The organism is Streptomyces sp. NPDC026538 (genome assembly GCF_055567535.1).
In genome coordinates this window covers 126,331-142,619 of record NZ_JBVHQG010000013.1, presented here as the reverse complement: position 1 = coordinate 142,619, position 16,289 = coordinate 126,331, and the positions used below count along the sequence as shown (strand labels likewise).

The 16,289-nt window shown below is 74.0% G+C and carries 11 protein-coding genes; 8 read left to right on the top strand and 3 right to left on the bottom strand.

Features of this window, described 5'->3' with window-relative positions:
* Positions 1-35: 35 nt before the first annotated feature.
* The gene (locus ACZ4N4_RS38945) at positions 36-2,480 is read right to left on the bottom strand and encodes a SpoIIE family protein phosphatase (protein WP_467597890.1); all 2,445 of its coding nucleotides are present in this window, start codon (positions 2,478-2,480) and stop codon (positions 36-38) included.
* Between the two features lie 196 nt (positions 2,481-2,676).
* Here ACZ4N4_RS38945 and lanKC point away from each other — a divergent pair, with 196 nt between their 5' ends.
* The 4 genes from lanKC to ACZ4N4_RS38925 all read left to right on the top strand — a co-directional run bounded on the left by lanKC (position 2,677) and on the right by ACZ4N4_RS38925 (position 9,382).
* Positions 2,677-5,259, top strand: a complete 2,583-nt coding sequence (lanKC, locus tag ACZ4N4_RS38940; protein ID WP_467597887.1) for a class III lanthionine synthetase LanKC — start codon at positions 2,677-2,679, stop codon at positions 5,257-5,259.
* A 69-nt stretch (positions 5,260-5,328) separates the two neighbouring features.
* On the top strand, positions 5,329-5,445 hold the full coding sequence (locus tag ACZ4N4_RS38935; protein WP_351696969.1) for a SapB/AmfS family lanthipeptide: 117 nt from the start codon (positions 5,329-5,331) through the stop codon (positions 5,443-5,445).
* Between the two features lie 99 nt (positions 5,446-5,544).
* The gene (locus ACZ4N4_RS38930) at positions 5,545-7,290 is read left to right on the top strand and encodes an ATP-binding cassette domain-containing protein (RefSeq protein ID WP_467597884.1); all 1,746 of its coding nucleotides are present in this window, start codon (positions 5,545-5,547) and stop codon (positions 7,288-7,290) included.
* Positions 7,291-7,483: 193 nt separating this feature from the next.
* Positions 7,484-9,382 (top strand): ATP-binding cassette domain-containing protein, encoded by a 1,899-nt coding sequence (locus ACZ4N4_RS38925; RefSeq protein WP_467597881.1) that lies wholly within the window; start codon positions 7,484-7,486, stop codon positions 9,380-9,382.
* 7 nt (positions 9,383-9,389) lie between these two features.
* Here ACZ4N4_RS38925 and ACZ4N4_RS38920 read toward each other — a convergent pair whose 3' ends face one another.
* Positions 9,390-9,998 carry a response regulator transcription factor gene (locus ACZ4N4_RS38920; protein ID WP_453566955.1) on the bottom strand — a complete coding sequence of 203 codons (609 nt, stop codon included), beginning with the start codon at positions 9,996-9,998 and terminating at the stop codon, positions 9,390-9,392.
* Between the two features lie 314 nt (positions 9,999-10,312).
* On the opposite strand from ACZ4N4_RS38920, the gene ACZ4N4_RS38915 reads away from it, so the two are divergent.
* Positions 10,313-12,472, top strand: coding sequence for a PP2C family protein-serine/threonine phosphatase (locus ACZ4N4_RS38915; RefSeq protein WP_467598175.1), 2,160 nt, complete (start codon positions 10,313-10,315; stop codon positions 12,470-12,472).
* A gap of 90 nt (positions 12,473-12,562) precedes the next feature.
* Here the strand turns inward: ACZ4N4_RS38915 and ACZ4N4_RS38910 are convergent, their stop codons facing one another.
* A complete protein-coding gene (locus tag ACZ4N4_RS38910) occupies positions 12,563-13,981 on the bottom strand; it encodes a S1 family peptidase (RefSeq protein ID WP_467597878.1) in 1,419 nt (472 codons plus the stop codon).
* A 205-nt stretch (positions 13,982-14,186) separates the two neighbouring features.
* Between ACZ4N4_RS38910 and ACZ4N4_RS38905 the strand changes: the two genes are divergently transcribed.
* From ACZ4N4_RS38905 to ACZ4N4_RS38895, 3 genes are all read left to right on the top strand, one after another.
* Entirely contained in the window at positions 14,187-14,600 is a 414-nt protein-coding gene (locus ACZ4N4_RS38905) for a hotdog domain-containing protein (protein WP_467597875.1), read from the top strand.
* Positions 14,601-15,083: 483 nt separating this feature from the next.
* Positions 15,084-15,299 (top strand): type A2 lantipeptide, encoded by a 216-nt coding sequence (locus tag ACZ4N4_RS38900; RefSeq protein WP_351696982.1) that lies wholly within the window; start codon positions 15,084-15,086, stop codon positions 15,297-15,299.
* A gap of 121 nt (positions 15,300-15,420) precedes the next feature.
* Positions 15,421-16,227, top strand: coding sequence for an HlyD family efflux transporter periplasmic adaptor subunit (locus ACZ4N4_RS38895; RefSeq protein WP_453566961.1), 807 nt, complete (start codon positions 15,421-15,423; stop codon positions 16,225-16,227).
* The last annotated feature ends 62 nt before the right edge of the window (positions 16,228-16,289 follow it).

Genomic DNA, 16,289 nt, shown 5'->3' with positions numbered 1-16,289 from the left:
GCCGGGTGCCCACCCACGTGACCCCGGTCCGGCGGTCAGTCCTCCAGGACGAGGTCCGCCCAGACCTGTTTGCCGCCGCTGACCGGCACGGTCCCCCAGGCGGCCGACACGGCCTCCACGAGCAGGATGCCGCGCCCGCCGGTGGCCTGCCAGCCGATGTTCGCGGGTTTGACCGGGCTGCGCGGCGAGGCGTCGGCGACGGCGATCCGCAGCCGGTGGTCGACCAGAGTCAGATCCAGCCGGACCGGGCCCTCGGTGTGGATCAGGGCGTTGGTGACGAGTTCGGAGACCACCAGCAGGCCCGCGTCCATGGCCTCGTCGGTGACGCCCCAGGAACGCAGCGTGCGGCGGCTGAAGCGGCGGGCGTGCCGGGCCGCCTCCGGGACCCGCCACACCGTCCAGCTCTCCCGCAGCGGGCGCACGGCCATGCCGTCGTAGCGCATCAGCAGCAGCGCGACGTCGTCGGTGCGGTGGGCGCTGCCGAGCAGGGCGTCGGCGACCAGCCCGAGGTGGCTGGGGTCGCAGGCGCCGAGGTCGCGGGCGAACCGGGCCATGCCGTCGTCGATGTCGGTGTGGGGGGACTCGACCAGACCGTCGGTGGTGAGCGCGAGCAGGGTGCCCGGGCTCAGGCTGAGCTGGGTCAGGGGGAAGTCGGCCCGGGCCACCACGCCCAGCGGAGGGCCGCCCTCCGTCTGGGTGACCTCGGTGGTGCCGTCCGGGTGACGCAGGACCGGCTCCAGGTGTCCGGCGCGCACGCACCAGGCGGTGCCGGCCTCCATGTCGACGTCGACGTAGCAGCAGGTGGCGAAGAGGTCGCTCTCCATGTCCATGAGGAGCCGGTTGGTGTGTGAGACGACCACGTCGGGGGTGTGCCCCTCGGCCGCGTACGCGCGCAGCGCGGTGCGCATCTGGCCCATCAGGGTGGCGGCCGCGGCACTGTGGCCCTGGACGTCGCCGATGACCAGGGCGACGTGGTTGTCGGTCAGCGGGATCACGTCGTACCAGTCGCCGCCCACCTCCAGGCCCTCGGTGGGGGGCAGATAGCGGGCGACGGCGACCGCCCCGGGCAGCCGGGGCAGCCGGCGGGGCAGCAGGGCGCGCTGGAGCATACCGACCAGTTCGTGCTCGGCGTCGAAGGCGTGGGCGCGCATCAGGGCCTGTCCGGCGAGGCCGGCGGCGGCGGTGAGCAGGGCGCGCTCGTCGGGGCCGAACTCGTGCGGGCTGTCCCAGCCGATCAGACAGGCCCCGGCCATCCGGCCGCCGGCGGGCAGCGGGAGGATGGCGAGGCCACCGGGGCCGACCTCGGCGAGGGCGGGTTCCAGGGCGGTCGTGACAGGCCAGATCCGGGGGCGGCCCTCGCGCAGGGCGGCGGCCAGGGTGGGCATCGCGCGCACCGGCGCGTCCGGCCATTCCGTGCGCCATTCGCTGCGCCACAGCTCGGGCCAGGCCTCGGCGTCGGGCGGGTCCAGGACGGTGACGACCAGGCGCTCGTTCTCCAGTTCGGCCAAGGCGATGCGGTCGGCCTTGAGCGGTCCGCGCAGGGCGGTGACGACGGCCTGGCTGACGTCCTTGACCGTGCCGGCGGTGGCCAGCGCGGCCGCGAGCCGCTGCACCCGGGCCACGTCGGTGACGTCGGAGCGGAGCGTGGAGGCGTCGGCGACGGTGCCGGCCAGCCGGGCGGGGCGCCCCTCGGCGCCCGGCACCATGCGGCCACGCAGCCGCAGCCACTTGGGCGAGCCGGAGGGCTCCAGGATCCGGAACTCCAGCTCGCGGTCGCCGATGGACATGTGGTCGGCCTCGACCACGGACATCAGGGCGGGCACGTCCTCGGGCACGGTACGGCCCAGGAGTGTCTCGACCTTGCCGTCGAACTCGTCCCGGCCCATGCCGAAGAGGCCGAGGATGGCGTCACCGACCTCGATCCGGCCGGTGTCCATGGCGAGGCTGAACGCGTCGGCGGGCAGTTCACCGGTGTCGGAGACGGCGGGGAGCGGGGCGGGCAGGGCGATCGCGTCGGCGATCAGTTCCAGGCAGGCGCGGTCCTCGGGGCCGAACCCGCCGTCCCGTTCGCTGACCACGACCAGGAGTCCGGCACGGCCGGGCACCGGCAGGACCGCCAGCGAGAACTCCTGGGACGGGGTCCGCCGCGCCTCCGGGCAGTCGGCCAGTTCCTCGGGTGCCAGCCAGACGGGCCGCCCGGTGCCGTAGGCCTCGGCGGCCGGGGACCGCCCCACGGCCGGGTAGGAGTCACGCAGGCCGAAGATGGTGCGGGGCACTCCGGCCGACTCGGCCAGTCGCAGCACGGTTCCGTCGTCGCCGGGTGTGTACACCCCGGCGAACGCGGCGCAGGCGAACACCAGCGCCTGTTCGAGGACACGCCGGAGCCGGTCGGGTGCGCCGGGCTCGCCCGTGAGCGTTTCGAGGGCTATTTCGGCGCGCTCCGTTCTGATTCCGCGTACCGCAGCGCCCTCACTGACCACGCCGCCATTACAGCGCTTATGAGCCGTCTGCGCAGCCCCTGTGACCGTTCCGTGGAGGCGGGGGCCCGTTGCGCTCGAAAGGCACCGAACATGACTTGACCCGTGCGTTCCGCACGGTGACCTCGTGACAGACATGACTGTCCGCGACCGTGCGGCGCCTGCGAGTGTCGGGGCCGGGCCACGGAGGAGGAGGCGGATGGACAGGCGGTACGAGGTGTACGCGCTCGCCGACGGGCATTTCTACGAGACGCCCGACCGGCTCGGAGCCGACGAGCCGCAGACGCAGCCGCTGTTCGCGACGGCGCGTCGCACGGTGCCGGAGGGCTGGCACGCGGCGCGCTCCGGAGACTGGCTGACCATGACGCCGGTGGGTCCGGACGGTGCGCCGCTGCCGTCGCCGGCCCAGGGCTGGAAGATCCACTCCTCGGCGACCCGGGCGAACGCGGAACGGATCGCCGCGATCGTGTGGGACTACTGCGTGCCGCGCCGCATCCCGTTCAAGTTCGTTCCGGGACCGCATCTGCTGCATCTGCGCAACGCCAAGTACGCGGGCCGCGACACCAGCGGCAAGTTCGTGACGGTCTACCCGGCCGACGAGGACCGGCTGCAGGAGGTGCTGCGCGAGCTGGGCGCGCTCCTGGAGGGTTTCGAGGGTCCGTACATCCTGACCGATCTGCGCTGGCACGAGGGGCCGCTGTACGTCCGCTACGGCGCGTTCGCGCGCACGTACGTCGTCGACGAGCGCGGTTCGCTGGTGACGGCGGTGCGGGACGGCGCGGGCAGGCTGGTGCCGGACCGGCGGGCGCCCTCCTTCCAGGTCCCTCCGTGGGTGACGCTCCCGGAGTTCCTGGGGCCGCAGCTGGCCGCCCGGGACGCCACCACGGTCGGCGAGCTGCCGTACCGGATCGAGAAGGCGCTGCACTTCTCCAACGGCGGCGGGGTGTACGCCGGGACCGACACGCGGGACGGGCGGCGGGTGGTGCTCAAGGAGGGGCGGCCGCACGCGGGGCTCGCGGCCGACGGCGCCGACGCCGTCGCCCGGCTCGCCCGGGAGAAGACCGCGCTGGAGGCGGCGGCCGGCACCGGGGTGGTGCCCGAGGTCCGGGACTGGTTCACGCTGGGCGACCACCGGTTCCTGGTGATGGACTTCCTGGAGGGCCGTCCGCTCAACGCCTTCTTCGCCGAACGGCATCCGCTGCTCACCCCCGACCCGGATCCGGCGGTCGTACGCGCCTACACACGGTGGGCGCTGCGCATCCACCGGAGGGTGACGGCGGCCGTCGAGGCGGTGCACGCGCGCGGGATCGTCTTCAACGACCTGCATGTCTTCAACATCATGGTCGGGCCCGACGAGGAGTCGGTGTTCCTCATCGACTTCGAAGCGGCCGCGCCCGTGGAGGAGAACGGCCGTCAGGTGGTCGCCCACCCCGGCTTCTTCGCCCCGCCGGACCGCAGGGGCGTCGACGTCGACCGGTACGCGCTGGCCTGTCTGCGGCTCGCCCTGTTCCTGCCGGTCACCACCCTGTTCGTCGTCGACCGGGGCAAGGCGGCCCATCTCGCGGACGTGATCGCCGGGCAGTTCCCGGACGTGCCGCGGGCCTTCCTGGACGAGGCGGTCGCGGAGATCACCCGGGGCGCCCCGGCCGCGCGTCCCGTCGTACCGGCGGACTGGCCGCACAGCCGCGACTCGATGGTCAAGGCGATCCTCGCCTCCGCCACCCCCGAGCGCGACGACCGGCTCTTCCCGGGGGACATCGCCCAGTTCGGCGACGGCGGCGGACTCGGCCTCGCGCACGGCGCGGCCGGCGTGCTGTACGCCCTGGACCGGGCGGGCGCCGAACGCTACGACGAGGGCGAGCGCTGGCTGCTCGACCACACCGCACCGCCACCGCCCGGCACCCCGCTCGGCCTGTACGACGGTCTCGCGGGCGTCGCCCACGTCCTGGACGGACTCGGCCACCGGCAGCGCGCCCTGGACCTCGTGGCAGGGATCCTCCGGGAGAACTGGCGCAACCTCTCCTCCGACCTGCATGGCGGTCTGGCCGGTCTGGGCCTGGTCCTCGACGCCCTCGCCGACTCGGCCGGGGAGCCGGAGCTGCGCGAGCGGGCCGCGGAGGCCGCCGAGATCCTCCTGCGCCGGCTCGCCGAACCGCTCCCGGACACGCCCGGGCGGCGCGCCGGGCTGCTGCGGGGCGCGACCGGGCCCGCGCTGTTCCTGCTGCGGCGGTACGAACGGACCGGCGAGCCGGCCCTGTTGGCCGCGGCCGGCGAGGCGCTGCGCCGGGACCTGGACCGCTGTGTGGTGCAGAAGGGCGGCGGTCTGGAGGTCGACGAGGGCTGGCGCACGCTCCCCTATCTCGGCGACGGCAGCGCGGGGATCGGGCTGGTCCTCGACGACTGGCTCGCCCACGGCACCGACGAGAGCGGGGTCTTCGAGCGGGCCCGCGCGGCCGTCCTGACCGCCGCCACCTCACGCTTCTACGCCCAGCCCGGCCTCTTCCAGGGCCGCGCCGGGATGATCCTGCACCTCGCCCGGACCGGCGCCGACCCGGTACGGCTCGCCGCCCAGGTCGACGGGCTCGGCTGGTTCGCGATGGCCTACCAGGGCCAACTCGCCTTCCCCGGACACCAGATGATGCGGCTCTCCATGGACCTCGGCACCGGAACCGCCGGGTGCCTGCTGGCGCTGACCGCCGCCCTCGACGGCGGCCGCGCCGCCCACCTGCCGTTCCTCCCGCCGCCGCCACCGGCGGCCCCCGCACGCGGCTCCGCACACTGACGGAGCCGTGACACAACCCCGTCCCCAACAACACCGGGGGGACCGCTCGGTCCCCGGAAAGGACACGCTATGGCCCTTCTCGACCTGCAGACCCTGGAGTCCGAAGAGCGTCACGACGGCGGCGGCGCCAGCACGGTGAGCCTCCTGTCGTGTGTGTCGGCGGCGAGCGTCCTGCTCTGTCTCTGACCAGCACCGCGAACCCGGCTCCGGGCGGCCCTCTCCTGCGGGAGGGGCCCGTCCGGGGCCTTCGCCCGAAGCCGTCGACCGAGGCGAGGCCCCCGCCCGATGACAGCACCTGCACCTGCACCTGCACCGGAACCGGCACCAACCCCTTCTCCTCCCCCAGACCTTGTGCGCACCGCCATGCGCCACGCCCGGGTGCGCTGTGCCGTCCTGTGCCTGGTGAGTACGGCCGCCACCGCGGCGGGGCTGCTGCTGCCCGCCGTGCTGGGCCGGACCCTGGACCTGCTGCTGGCGGGCGATCCCGCGGCCGGCTGGGTGGGCCGGGCCGCCGCCCTGGTGCTGCTGCTCGCCCTGCTGGACGCCTGCGCGAGCGTGCTCGCCGGGACCGTTGACGCACGGGCCACCGCCGGGCTGCGCGGCCGGGTGACCGCGCATGTGCTGGCCCTCGGGCCGCGCGCGCTGACCCGGTTCGGCGCCGGGGACCTGGTCGCCCGGCTGGTCGGGAACGCCGCACAGGCCGGCACCGGGCCCGCCGCGCTCGCCGCGCTGCTGGCCGCGTTCGCCGGTCCGGTCGGGGGCGTGGTCGCGCTCGGCGTCGTCGACCCGTGGCTGGCGGCCGTGTTCCTGGCCGGGGCACCCGTACTCGCCCTGCTGCTGAGGGCGTTCACCCGGGACACCTCGGCGTGCGTGGCCGAGTACCAGCGGGAACAGGGCCGGATCGCGAGCGGGCTGGCGGAGGCGGTCGACGGCAGGCGGACCATCGCGGCGGCCGGCCTCCAGGACCGGGAGACGGCCCGGGTCCTTCGACCGCTGCCCGCACTCGGCCGTGCGGGGCACCGGATGTGGCGGGTGCAGGGCCGGGCGGCCGCCCAGGCGGTCACCGTGGGCCCGCTGCTCCAGCTCGCCGTCGTGGCGGTGGCGGGCTTCCTGCTCGCCCGGCACCGGATCTCGGTCGGCGAGGTCCTCGCCGCCTCCCGCTACGCGGTCCTCGCGACCGGTGTCGGCGTGCTGGTCGGCCGGCTCGCCGCCCTCACCCGGGCCCGCGCGTCGGCGCGGCGCCTGGCCGAGGTGACCGGGTACCCCGCGCCCGCCCACGGCACCCGCCCGCTCCCGCCGGGCCCCGGCCGCCTGGAACTGCGCGGGGTCGCGGCCCACCGGGGCGGCCGCGCCGTCCTCGACGGCGTCGATCTGACCGTCCCCGGCGGCACCGTCCTCGCGGTCGTCGGCCGCTCGGGCACCGGCAAGTCCCTGCTGGCCGGGCTCGCGGGCCGGCTCACCGACCCGGACGCCGGAGAGGTCCTCCTCGACGGCGTTCCGCTGCCCGCGCTCCCCCACGACGAGCTGCGCCGGGCCGTCACCTACGCCTTCGCCCGCCCGGCCCTCCTCGGTACGACCGTCGGGGACACCATCGCCTTCGGCCTCACCACCCCCTCCCCCGCCGAGGTCGGCTCCGCCGCCGGCCGGGCCCGGGCCGACGCCTACATCCGCCGACTGCCCGACGGCTGCGCGACCCGGCTCACCGACTCCCCGCGCTCCGGCGGCGAGGCCCAGCGTCTGGGCCTCGCCCGGGCCTTCGCCCACCCCGGACGGCTGCTGATCCTCGACGACGCCCTCTCCAGCCTGGACACGGTCACCGAACACCACATCACCGAGTCCCTGCTGGCCCCGGGCCCCGGACCGACCCGCCTGATCGTCGCCCACCGCGCGGCGACGGCGACCCGCGCGGACACGGTGGCCTGGCTGGACGGGGGGCGGATCCGGGCGCTGGGAACCCACGCGGAGCTGTGGCAGGACCCGGAGTACCGGGCGGTGTTCGGGACGCGGCCGGCCGAGGAGCCCACCCGATGACCGGCCGACCGCTCCGGGCGCCCGACCGCGTTCGCGGCACGGCTGCCCGAGCAGCCCACCCGATGACCGGCCGACCGCGCCGGGCGCCCGACCGTGTACGGGGCACGGCTGCCCCTGCAGCCGGCGCGGCGACCGGCCGACCGCTCAGGGCGCACGGCCGCGTTCGGATGCCCGTGAGCGAGGAGCCCGCGACATGACCGGCCGGCTGCTCCAGCTGCGTCCGGCCGTGCTGGCGCGGCTCGCGTTCTGGTCGGTGCTGGAGGCCGGGCAGACCTTCCTGCTCGGATACGCCCTGGCCCGCGCGCTGGACGCGGGGTTCCTGGCCGGGGACGCCAGGACCGGCCTGCGGTGGCTCTTGACGGCCGCGCTCGGCGTGGGTGTCGGGGCGTTCGGGACCCGCCGGGTGTACGGGGTGGTCGCCGACCTGGTGGAGCCGGTGCGGGACCGGCTGGTGGCGGGGGTGGTGGCGCGCGGGGTGCGGGACGGGGACCGAGGGGCGCTGTCGGGGCTGACCCAGCAGGTGGAGATCGCCCGGGACACCCAGGCGGGACTGGTGATGGTGTCCCGTTCGTTCGTGTTCACGGTCGCCGGCGCCCTCGCCGGGCTCTGCGCCCTCGCGCCGCCGCTGCTGCTGGTCGTCGTGCCCCCGCTCCTCGCCGGCCTGGGCCTGTTCGCGGCGGCCCTGCGCCCGCTGGCCCGCAGGCAGGAGGCCTTCCTGGTCGCCGACGAGGCCCTAGCGGCAGAGCTGGGCGAGGTGTGCCCGGGGCTGCGGGACGTCACGGCGGCGGGCGCCGAGGAGTACGTGGCCGAGCGTGTCGGGGAGCGCGTCGACGGCGAGTTCCGGGCCGCGAGGGCGCTGGCCCGGTGGAGCGTCGTACGGGTGGCGGCACTGGCGGTCGGCGGCCAGCTGCCCCTGGTGCTGCTGCTCGCCACCGCCCCCTGGCTGCTCGCCCACGGCGTGACCGCGGGTGCCCTGGTCGGCGCGCTCGCCTACGTCACCCAGTCCCTGCTGCCCGCCCTGCAGAACCTCGTACACGGCCTGGGCACCAGCGGAGCCCGCCTCACGGTGGTGCTGCGCAGACTCCGCCCACCCCCGGACGCCGGCGCCCCCACCGGCGCCACCGACACCGCGGCCTCCGACACGTCCGACGAGGCCCCAGCTGCTCCGTACGCCGGCAGGTCCGTCAAGGCCGTCGGCACCCCGGATGCCGATCCACCCGCCAAGACCCCCGGCACCTCGGACTCCGGCAGATCGACCGAAGCCCCCGGCACCCCGGACTCCAGCACATCCGCCAAAGTCTCTGGCGCTCCGTACGCCTACACGTCCGTCAAGGCCGCCGGTGTCCCGAGCTCCGGCGTCCCGGGCGCCGGTGTCCCCGCGCTCGCCCTCGCCGCGGTCAGCTTTGCCTACGGGCCGGCGAGCACCCCTGTCCTCGACGGGCTCGACCTGTGTGTCGCGCACGGTGGTCACCTCGCCGTCGTGGGGCCGAGTGGGATCGGCAAGTCGACGCTCACCGCGGTGGCCGCCGGGCTGCTGACCCCGGCCCACGGCGAGATCCGGGTGTGCGGGCACCCCGTGCCCGGGGCCCGGGCGGCCGCGCTGAGGGTGCTGATCCCGCAGGAGGCGTACGTCCACACGGGCACCTTCGCCGAGAACCTCGGGCTGCTGCGGCCGGACCCCGTCCCGGAGCCGGAGCTGCTGGCCGCCGCCGAGGCGGTCGGGCTCACCTCGCTTCTGGAGCGGTGCGGCGGCCCGGACGCCCCGGTGCACCCGGCGGAGCTGTCGGCGGGCGAGCGGCAGCTGATCGCCCTCACCCGCGCCTACCTCTCCCCCGCGCCGCTCGCCCTGCTCGACGAGGCCACCTGCCATCTCGACCCGGAGGCCGAGGCCCGTGCCGAGCGCGCCTTCGCCCGACGGCCCGGCGGCAGCCTGGTGGTGGTCGCGCACCGGATCTCCTCCGCCGGCCGTGCCGAGCGGATCCTGGTGATGGACGGCCCGCGCACCGCGTACGGCACCCACGAGGAACTGTTGCGCACCTGCGCCCTCTACCAGGACCTGGTGGCTCCGGCCCGGCCGCCCGCGCCCCGCTGAACAGGGTTCACAGCCACCCCTCGCCCTGGGAGATCCGGATCGCGTCGACGCGGTTGCGGGCGCCGGTCTTGCGGGTGATCGCGGCCATGTAGTTGCGGACCGTCCCGTGGGACAGGTGCAGGCTCCCGGCTATCTCCGCGATGGACGCCCCGCCGGCCGCCAGCTCCAGCACGCTCAGCTCCCGTCTGGTGAGCGGGATCTCGGCGGCCTTGAGGAATCCGAAGCCCAGCGAGTCGTCGACGAAACGTTCCCCCTCGGCGGCGCACCGAATCGCCCGCACCAGCCGTTCCGGCGCGCCTTCCTTGTCGACGTAGCCCAGCGCCCCCGCCTCGGCGGCCCGTTTCAGCAATCCGGGTCTGTTCGCACCGGCAAGCACGACCAGCCGCGGCGGGCTGGTGCCGGGGTCCCCCGGACGCAGGTCGGCCAGCGGTGGCACACCGTGGGTGCCGGAGCTGTCGAGGTCCGCCGCGCACACGTCCGGCCGGACCGCCCGGACCCGCCCCCGTGCGCTGTGCCACGGCGTGTCGTCCACACGGAGCCCCGGTTCCCGGCGTAACCACTCCGCCAGGACCGACCTCACCAGACACGCGTCGTGCACCAGAAGTACCCGGATCACCGCCGCCCCCTCAGCCCTTCTTCGGCTCTTCGGTTCATGGTGTTGAACGCGTGCCCCATTCTTGGCGTCCGCGACCGTTCATGGGCACGAAGTTCCGGCCATCAAGGTGCGCGGGGGCGCACGCCCGGCGCAGTTACGCCGCCGCGCGCTTCGGCTGCGGGGGAATGTGCCGGGGCGAACGGGGTACGCGGAGGCGGCCCGGCGCGGGGGTCTGTACCGCTCCCGCCGTGCACCGGTCGCCACTACGAGGGAGTCTTGACCCCGAGGACGTGACGCGCGGCCGGACGAGGAGGTGGTCGGGCGTGTCCGACAGGATGGGGGCCCCTCCCGCGCCGGTGCCGCCGGGCCTGGAAGGCGCGGCGGCCGACGCGACCCGGTCCGGCCGGCCGCCGCTGCTGTCGTTCGCGCTGGCCTCGTTGCTGGAGGAGGTCAGGGCGCAGTCCGGCGCGATCTATCTCCTCGCCGCCGACGAGCCGGTCCTGGAGATGGCGGTGACGGCGGGGCTGCCCCGGGCCTTCGTGGCGCCCTGGGAGCGGGTCGGGCTGAGCACACCGATCCCGGTGGCGGAGGCGGTACGCGAGCGGCGTTTGGTGTGGGTGGGCGGCGAGGAGGACATGGCGCGCCGGTATCCGCGGATCGCGGTGGTGCTGCCCTATCCGTTCGCGCTCGCCGCGCTGCCCGTGGCGACGGCGGACACCGTGTACGGAGCGCTGTACGTGACCTGGCCCGGTTCGCATCCGACGGTGCTCTCCGACCGCGAGCGGGCGGAGCTGACCGCGGCGGCCGACCGCCTGGCGAAGCGGCTGGCACGGGCCGCCCGGGACCACCGTGCGGCGCGGGCCGAGCCGGATCTGCTGGCGGCGCCGGCCTCCGGGGTGGCGGGCACGCTGGGCACGGTGGAGGCGGCGCGGATGGTGGCGCGGCTGCCGTACGGGCTGGTCTCGCTCGATCTGCACGGGCGGGTCGCCTTCGCCAACGCGGCGGCGGCCGAGCTGCTCGGCGTCCAGGTCGGCGATCTCCTCGGCACCCAGCCGTGGGTGTCGGTGCCCTGGCTGAACGACCCGATGTACGAGGACCGCTACCGGGCGGCGCTGTTCAGCCAGCATGTGACGTCGTTCGTGGCGCTGAAGCCGCCGGGCGACTGGCTGTCGTTCCGGATGTATCCGAGCAGGGCCGGGCTGACCACCCGGATCAGCCGTGCGCGGGCGGTCGCCGAGATGGTGGGCGGACTGCCGCGTGCGGACGCGGCGCCCGGTTCCCGGCTGGTCACCATCTCGCAGGTGCTGAGCCTGGCCGGGGCGCTCACGGAGGCCGTCGGCGTGCAGGACGTGGTGCAGCTGGTGGCCGACGAGGTGGCCCCGGCCGTCGGCAGCCAGGCTCTGGTGGTCCTCGGGTCCCGGGGCGGGCGGCTGCACGTCCTCGGGCAGCGCGGGTACGACGATCCACGCACCGTCGAGCGCTTCGACGGCCTGCCCCTGGCCGAACGGACACCCGGCACCCATGTCCTGAACACCGGCGTGCCCGCGTTCTTCGAGTCGAAGCAGCAGCTGGAGCGGTTGTATCCGGGCCGGAACGAGGCCCCGGACGGGTTCGCCGCCTGGGCGTATCTGCCGCTGATCGCGTCCGGCCGGCCGGTGGGCACCTGTGTCCTCGCCTACGCCGAGCCGCATGCCTTTCCCGCGGACGAACGCGCGGTGCTGACCAGTCTCGGCGGGCTGATCGCGCAGGCGCTGGAGCGGGCCCTGCTCTACGACGCGAAGAACCAGCTGGCGCACGGACTCCAGGCGGCCCTGCTGCCGCACTCCCTGACCCCGCCGGCCGGCATCGAGGCGGCCGCGCGCTATCTGCCGGCCATGCACGGCATGGAGATCGGCGGCGACTTCTACGACCTGGTGCCGACCCGGCCGCTGGCGGCGGCGGTGATCGGGGACGTCCAGGGGCACAACGTGACGGCGGCCGGGCTGATGGGCCAGATCCGCACCGGGGTCCGGGCCTTCACGACCGTCGGACAGGCGCCGGAGGAGGTGATGCGGAGCACCAACCGGCTCCTCATCGACCTCGGGGCGGATCTGTTCGCGAGCTGTCTGTACCTGCGGCTGGATCCGGAGCGGGGGCGGGCGGTGATGGCCCGGGCCGGGCATCCGCCGCCGTTGCTGAGACGCCCGGACGGGCGGGTGCGCGTGCTCGACCTGGCCGGCGGCCCACTGCTCGGCATCGACGCGGAGGCGACGTACCCGACCACCGAGGTGTCGCTGGCGCCGGGCTCGGTGCTCGCCCTCTACACCGACGGGCTGGTCGAGTCGCCCGGTGTGGACATCGAGGACGCGCTGGTCGATCTGGGCGAACTGCTCGCGGAGAACGGCGACCAGCCGCTGGACAAGCTCGCCGACACGCTCGTGCGGCACAGTGCGGCGGCGCACGAGCGTGTCGACGACGTTGCGGTGCTCTTGCTCAGAGCACGTCCCCTCGGCTGACGGCGGCGGGGTGCGATGCGGTCCGGCCCTCCCGCCGGAGGGCCGGACCGTCCACCACCGGCCGGAACCGCTTGCGGGACTGGCGGTGGGTCAGTGGGACGACGAACCGTCGTTGACCGACGAGCCGTCGTTCGCACCGGTCCCGGACTGGTCACCGGCGCCGGTCTCGTCGCCGGTGCCCGTCTGGTCGCCCGTGCCGCTCTGGTCGCCCACGCCGCTCTGGTCACCGGCCGTCGCGGACGGGTCGGCGGTGCCGCCGATCTGGTCGCCACCGGCCTGGTCGCCGGCGCCGGCGCCGTTCTCGTCGCCGGCCGTGGCGGACGGGTCGGCCGTGGCACCGGCGTCACCGGCGCCCGCGCCCGCGTCGCCGAGGGTCGCGCCGGTCGCCTGGAGGGCGGTGGTCACCGGCTGGAAGAAGGTCTCGCCGCCGGAGGTGCAGTCGCCGCTGCCGCCGGACGTCATGCCGACCGCGCCGCCGTCCTGGGTGAACAGCGAGCCGCCGCTGTCGCCGGCCTCGGCGCAGACGTTGGTCTGGATGAGACCGGTGACGGTGTCGACGCCGTTGGGGTCGGTCTCGCTCTGGAAGTTCACGGTGGCGTCGAGGCCGGTGACCTGACCGTCGTGCAGACCGGTGGTGGAGCCCATCCGGAACACGGTCTCGCCGACGGTGGCGTCGACGGCCTGGTTGATGGCGACGGTCTGGCCGTTGCCGACGTTGACCTCGCTCGGCGCCTGGGTGGTTGCGTCGTTGTACTTGACGAGCGAGAAGTCACCGTTGCCGGGGAACTGCGCCTGGTCCACGGTGGCGATCGGCTGGCCGGTCTCGGAGTCGGACCAGTCCTTGGCCGCGACGCCGCAGTGACCGGCCGTCAGGAAGGCGGGACTGCCGTCCGAGGCAGTCACGTTGAAGCCGAGGGAGCAGCGCACGGTGCCGTCGGCGACCTGGGAGAAGATGGCGTCGCCGCCGGAGACGAGGGGCTTGAAGGTGCCCGACGACTTCTTGAGGGTCGCCATGTTCGAGCCGAGGCTCTGCACCGTCGACTCCAGCGTTTCCCACTTGGTGCCGGTGACGGTGCTGTCGGCGGTGACCACGACCTTGTTGGTCTTCGGGTCGACGGCCCAGGCGGTGCCCGGGATGGTCGCCTTGGACTTCAGGGTGCCGGCGACCGCCGCCAGCTCGGAGTTGCTGTTCTGCACCTGGCGGACGACCGCGCCGGCCTTCTCCGCCTGGACGGCTATGTTGTCGTCGCCGTTGATGACGTTGACGACGAGCTGCTGCTTGCCACTGTCGTAGTAGGAACCGGCGAAGGCCTGGCCGAGCAGGCCCTGGAGCTGCGTGGCAAGATCCGAGGCGTCGGTCGCCGACTTGAGCGTCTTGGGAGCGGTGGCGCCGGAGGCGTTGTCCTGAGACGCGTTGGCCATCGGCAGCAGGAAGGCCGCGGCTCCGAGCGCCGCGACACCGCCCACCGCGATAGCGGCCTTGCGCTTCGGAATTCGCTTGTGACTCAAACTTCTCGACCTCCAAGGACGGAGTGTCTGCCGTGTTCGGGCAGTCGTTCGTGAGCGGCGCCTGGATGGCCATAGGTACGGGCGGGTCACGTGGTGCGTTCAATTCCGTTTCTTGACTTCCTTTGACCGAAGGCGAATCGGCCACGCCGCGCGGGTCCCGGGCCGGTAGCGCGTGCCTGCCGCGGGCCCGGGAACTTTCCCTCATATGGCGATGACCACCACCGAAGCCGACAGGATCCTCTCCGCCGACTTCGCCCCCTGGGTGTTCGATCGGGGGCTGTTCGTCGAGGCGGCGGGCGAGGACCGGGCAGTACTGCGTCTGCCCAGGTCGGACCGGTTGTCCCGGGAGGGCGGCGGCCTGTCGGGGCGGGCGCTGACGGCGGCGGCCGACACGGCGACGGTGATCGCGGCCCCCGTGGCCCGGTGCGGCTCCGTGCCGATGACGACGGTTCAGCAGTCGACGTCGTTCCGGCGCGCGGTGACCGGTTCGGATGTCCTGATCGAAGCGGTGCTCGCCGAACTCGGGCACCGGACGGCGTTCGCCGACATCACGATGAGCGACGAGCGGTCGGGGGCGCCGGCGGTCCGGGCGAGCACGGTCTACGCACTCCTGGGGTGACCACCCGCACCCCGAAACGACACGATCGGCATTCGATCACTCACTTTCCGTAGCGATCACGTACCGGAATCCTTGCTTCAGGGAATCTGCACATCCCATACCCAAGCAAGTCACGGGGAGCGGCGTATCTGCACAATCCCGCGCCCCCTGCCGTGCCTTTGGCGCGGAGTGTCGGATTCGCCGCCGGCCGGGCAAGCCGTGCGGCAGCGGCGAAGTCGTGCGGTGTGTGAAGGAGTCGCCGACAAGACGTGCCCGCGCCTGCACGGATAAGCCCCTGTGGGACACAAGTGCCCAGGTGAGACGCATGGTTGATTGGATGCGCGGACCGCGGGCGTGCTTTGATCCATCGCACCGCGGGGTCGCCACGGTCTCCCGGAGACGGGCGCCCGGCGCCTGCGGTCGCGGCCATCCGTACTGTCCCCATAGGGCCGTTGGGGGGCCGCTCTCCCCCTTGTGAATATCCATATGAAGGGAAGTTCCATCATGAACTCCACCCCCCAGGTTGAGACCGTCGAGATCTCCGACGCCGAGCTCGACAACGTCTCCGGCGGTCTGGCCCTGAACGCCCTCGGCACCGTCACCGGCCTGGTGGACGGCGTTGCCCCGGTTTCCGGCCTGGTCAACACGGTTGTCGGCACCGTCGAGGGTGTCACCGGCCTGAACACCCAGCCGGTCACCAACCTGGTCGCCGGTCTCTGACCGCACCTCGTTGCCGCTGAGTCCCGGAGCCGTACCCCGGCCCCGGGGCTCTCGGGTGTTTTGAGGCACCCTCCGAGACACCCCTTTCACCAGCGTCTCTCCCACAGGTGAGGGAAGTTCCGTGCAGTTCCGCCAACAGGCCCTCGCCAAGCTCCAGTCACCGGAGGAGCTCGATCTTCCGGTGCGTTTCGCCCGTCCGCAGGGCTGGCTCGCGCTGTCCGTCTCGGTCGTCGTGATGGCGGCCGCCTCGGTGTGGGCGGTGACCGGTTCGGTCGCCTCCACGGTGAGCGCGCAGGCCATCCTGACCCACGGTCAGGGCAGCTACATCCTGCAGAGCCCGGTCGCCGGGCAGGTCACGGCCGTCCTCGCACGGCAGGGCGAACGGCTGCCGGCCGACGCCCCCGTCCTGAAGGTCCACACCAGCCAGGGCGACTCGGTGGTGCGCACGGTCGCCGCGGGCCGCATCAGCGCACTCGCCGCCACCATCGGGCAGATCATCCAGACCGGTGCGAACGTCGCCGCCGTGGAGAAGATCGCGCACGCCTCGGACCCGCTCTACGCGACGGTCTACGTCCCCGCCGAGAACGCCTCCGCCATCCCCGCGAACGCCCCGGTCGACCTGACCGTGTCGTCGGTGTCGACACAGGAGTACGGAGTGCTGCGCGGCCATGTGAAGTCGGTGGACCGAGCCGCCCAGTCGGCCCAGTCGATCTCCGCGTTCCTCGGCGACAGCCAGCTCGGCGAGCAGTTCAGCAAGAAGGGCCGCCCGGTGGCGGTCCTGGTCCGGCTGGACCCGTCGAGGAAGACGAAGAGCGGCTACAAGTGGTCCTCGGCGGACGGACCGCCGTTCACGCTCGACTCCATGACCCTGGCCTCGGGTGCGATCCGGCTGGCCGACCAGCACCCCGTCGATTGGCTGCTCCCGTGACCACCGCCCAGGAGACCCAGGAGACCCGCGGCCGCCGGCGCGCCGCGCCGCCCAAGCGACCG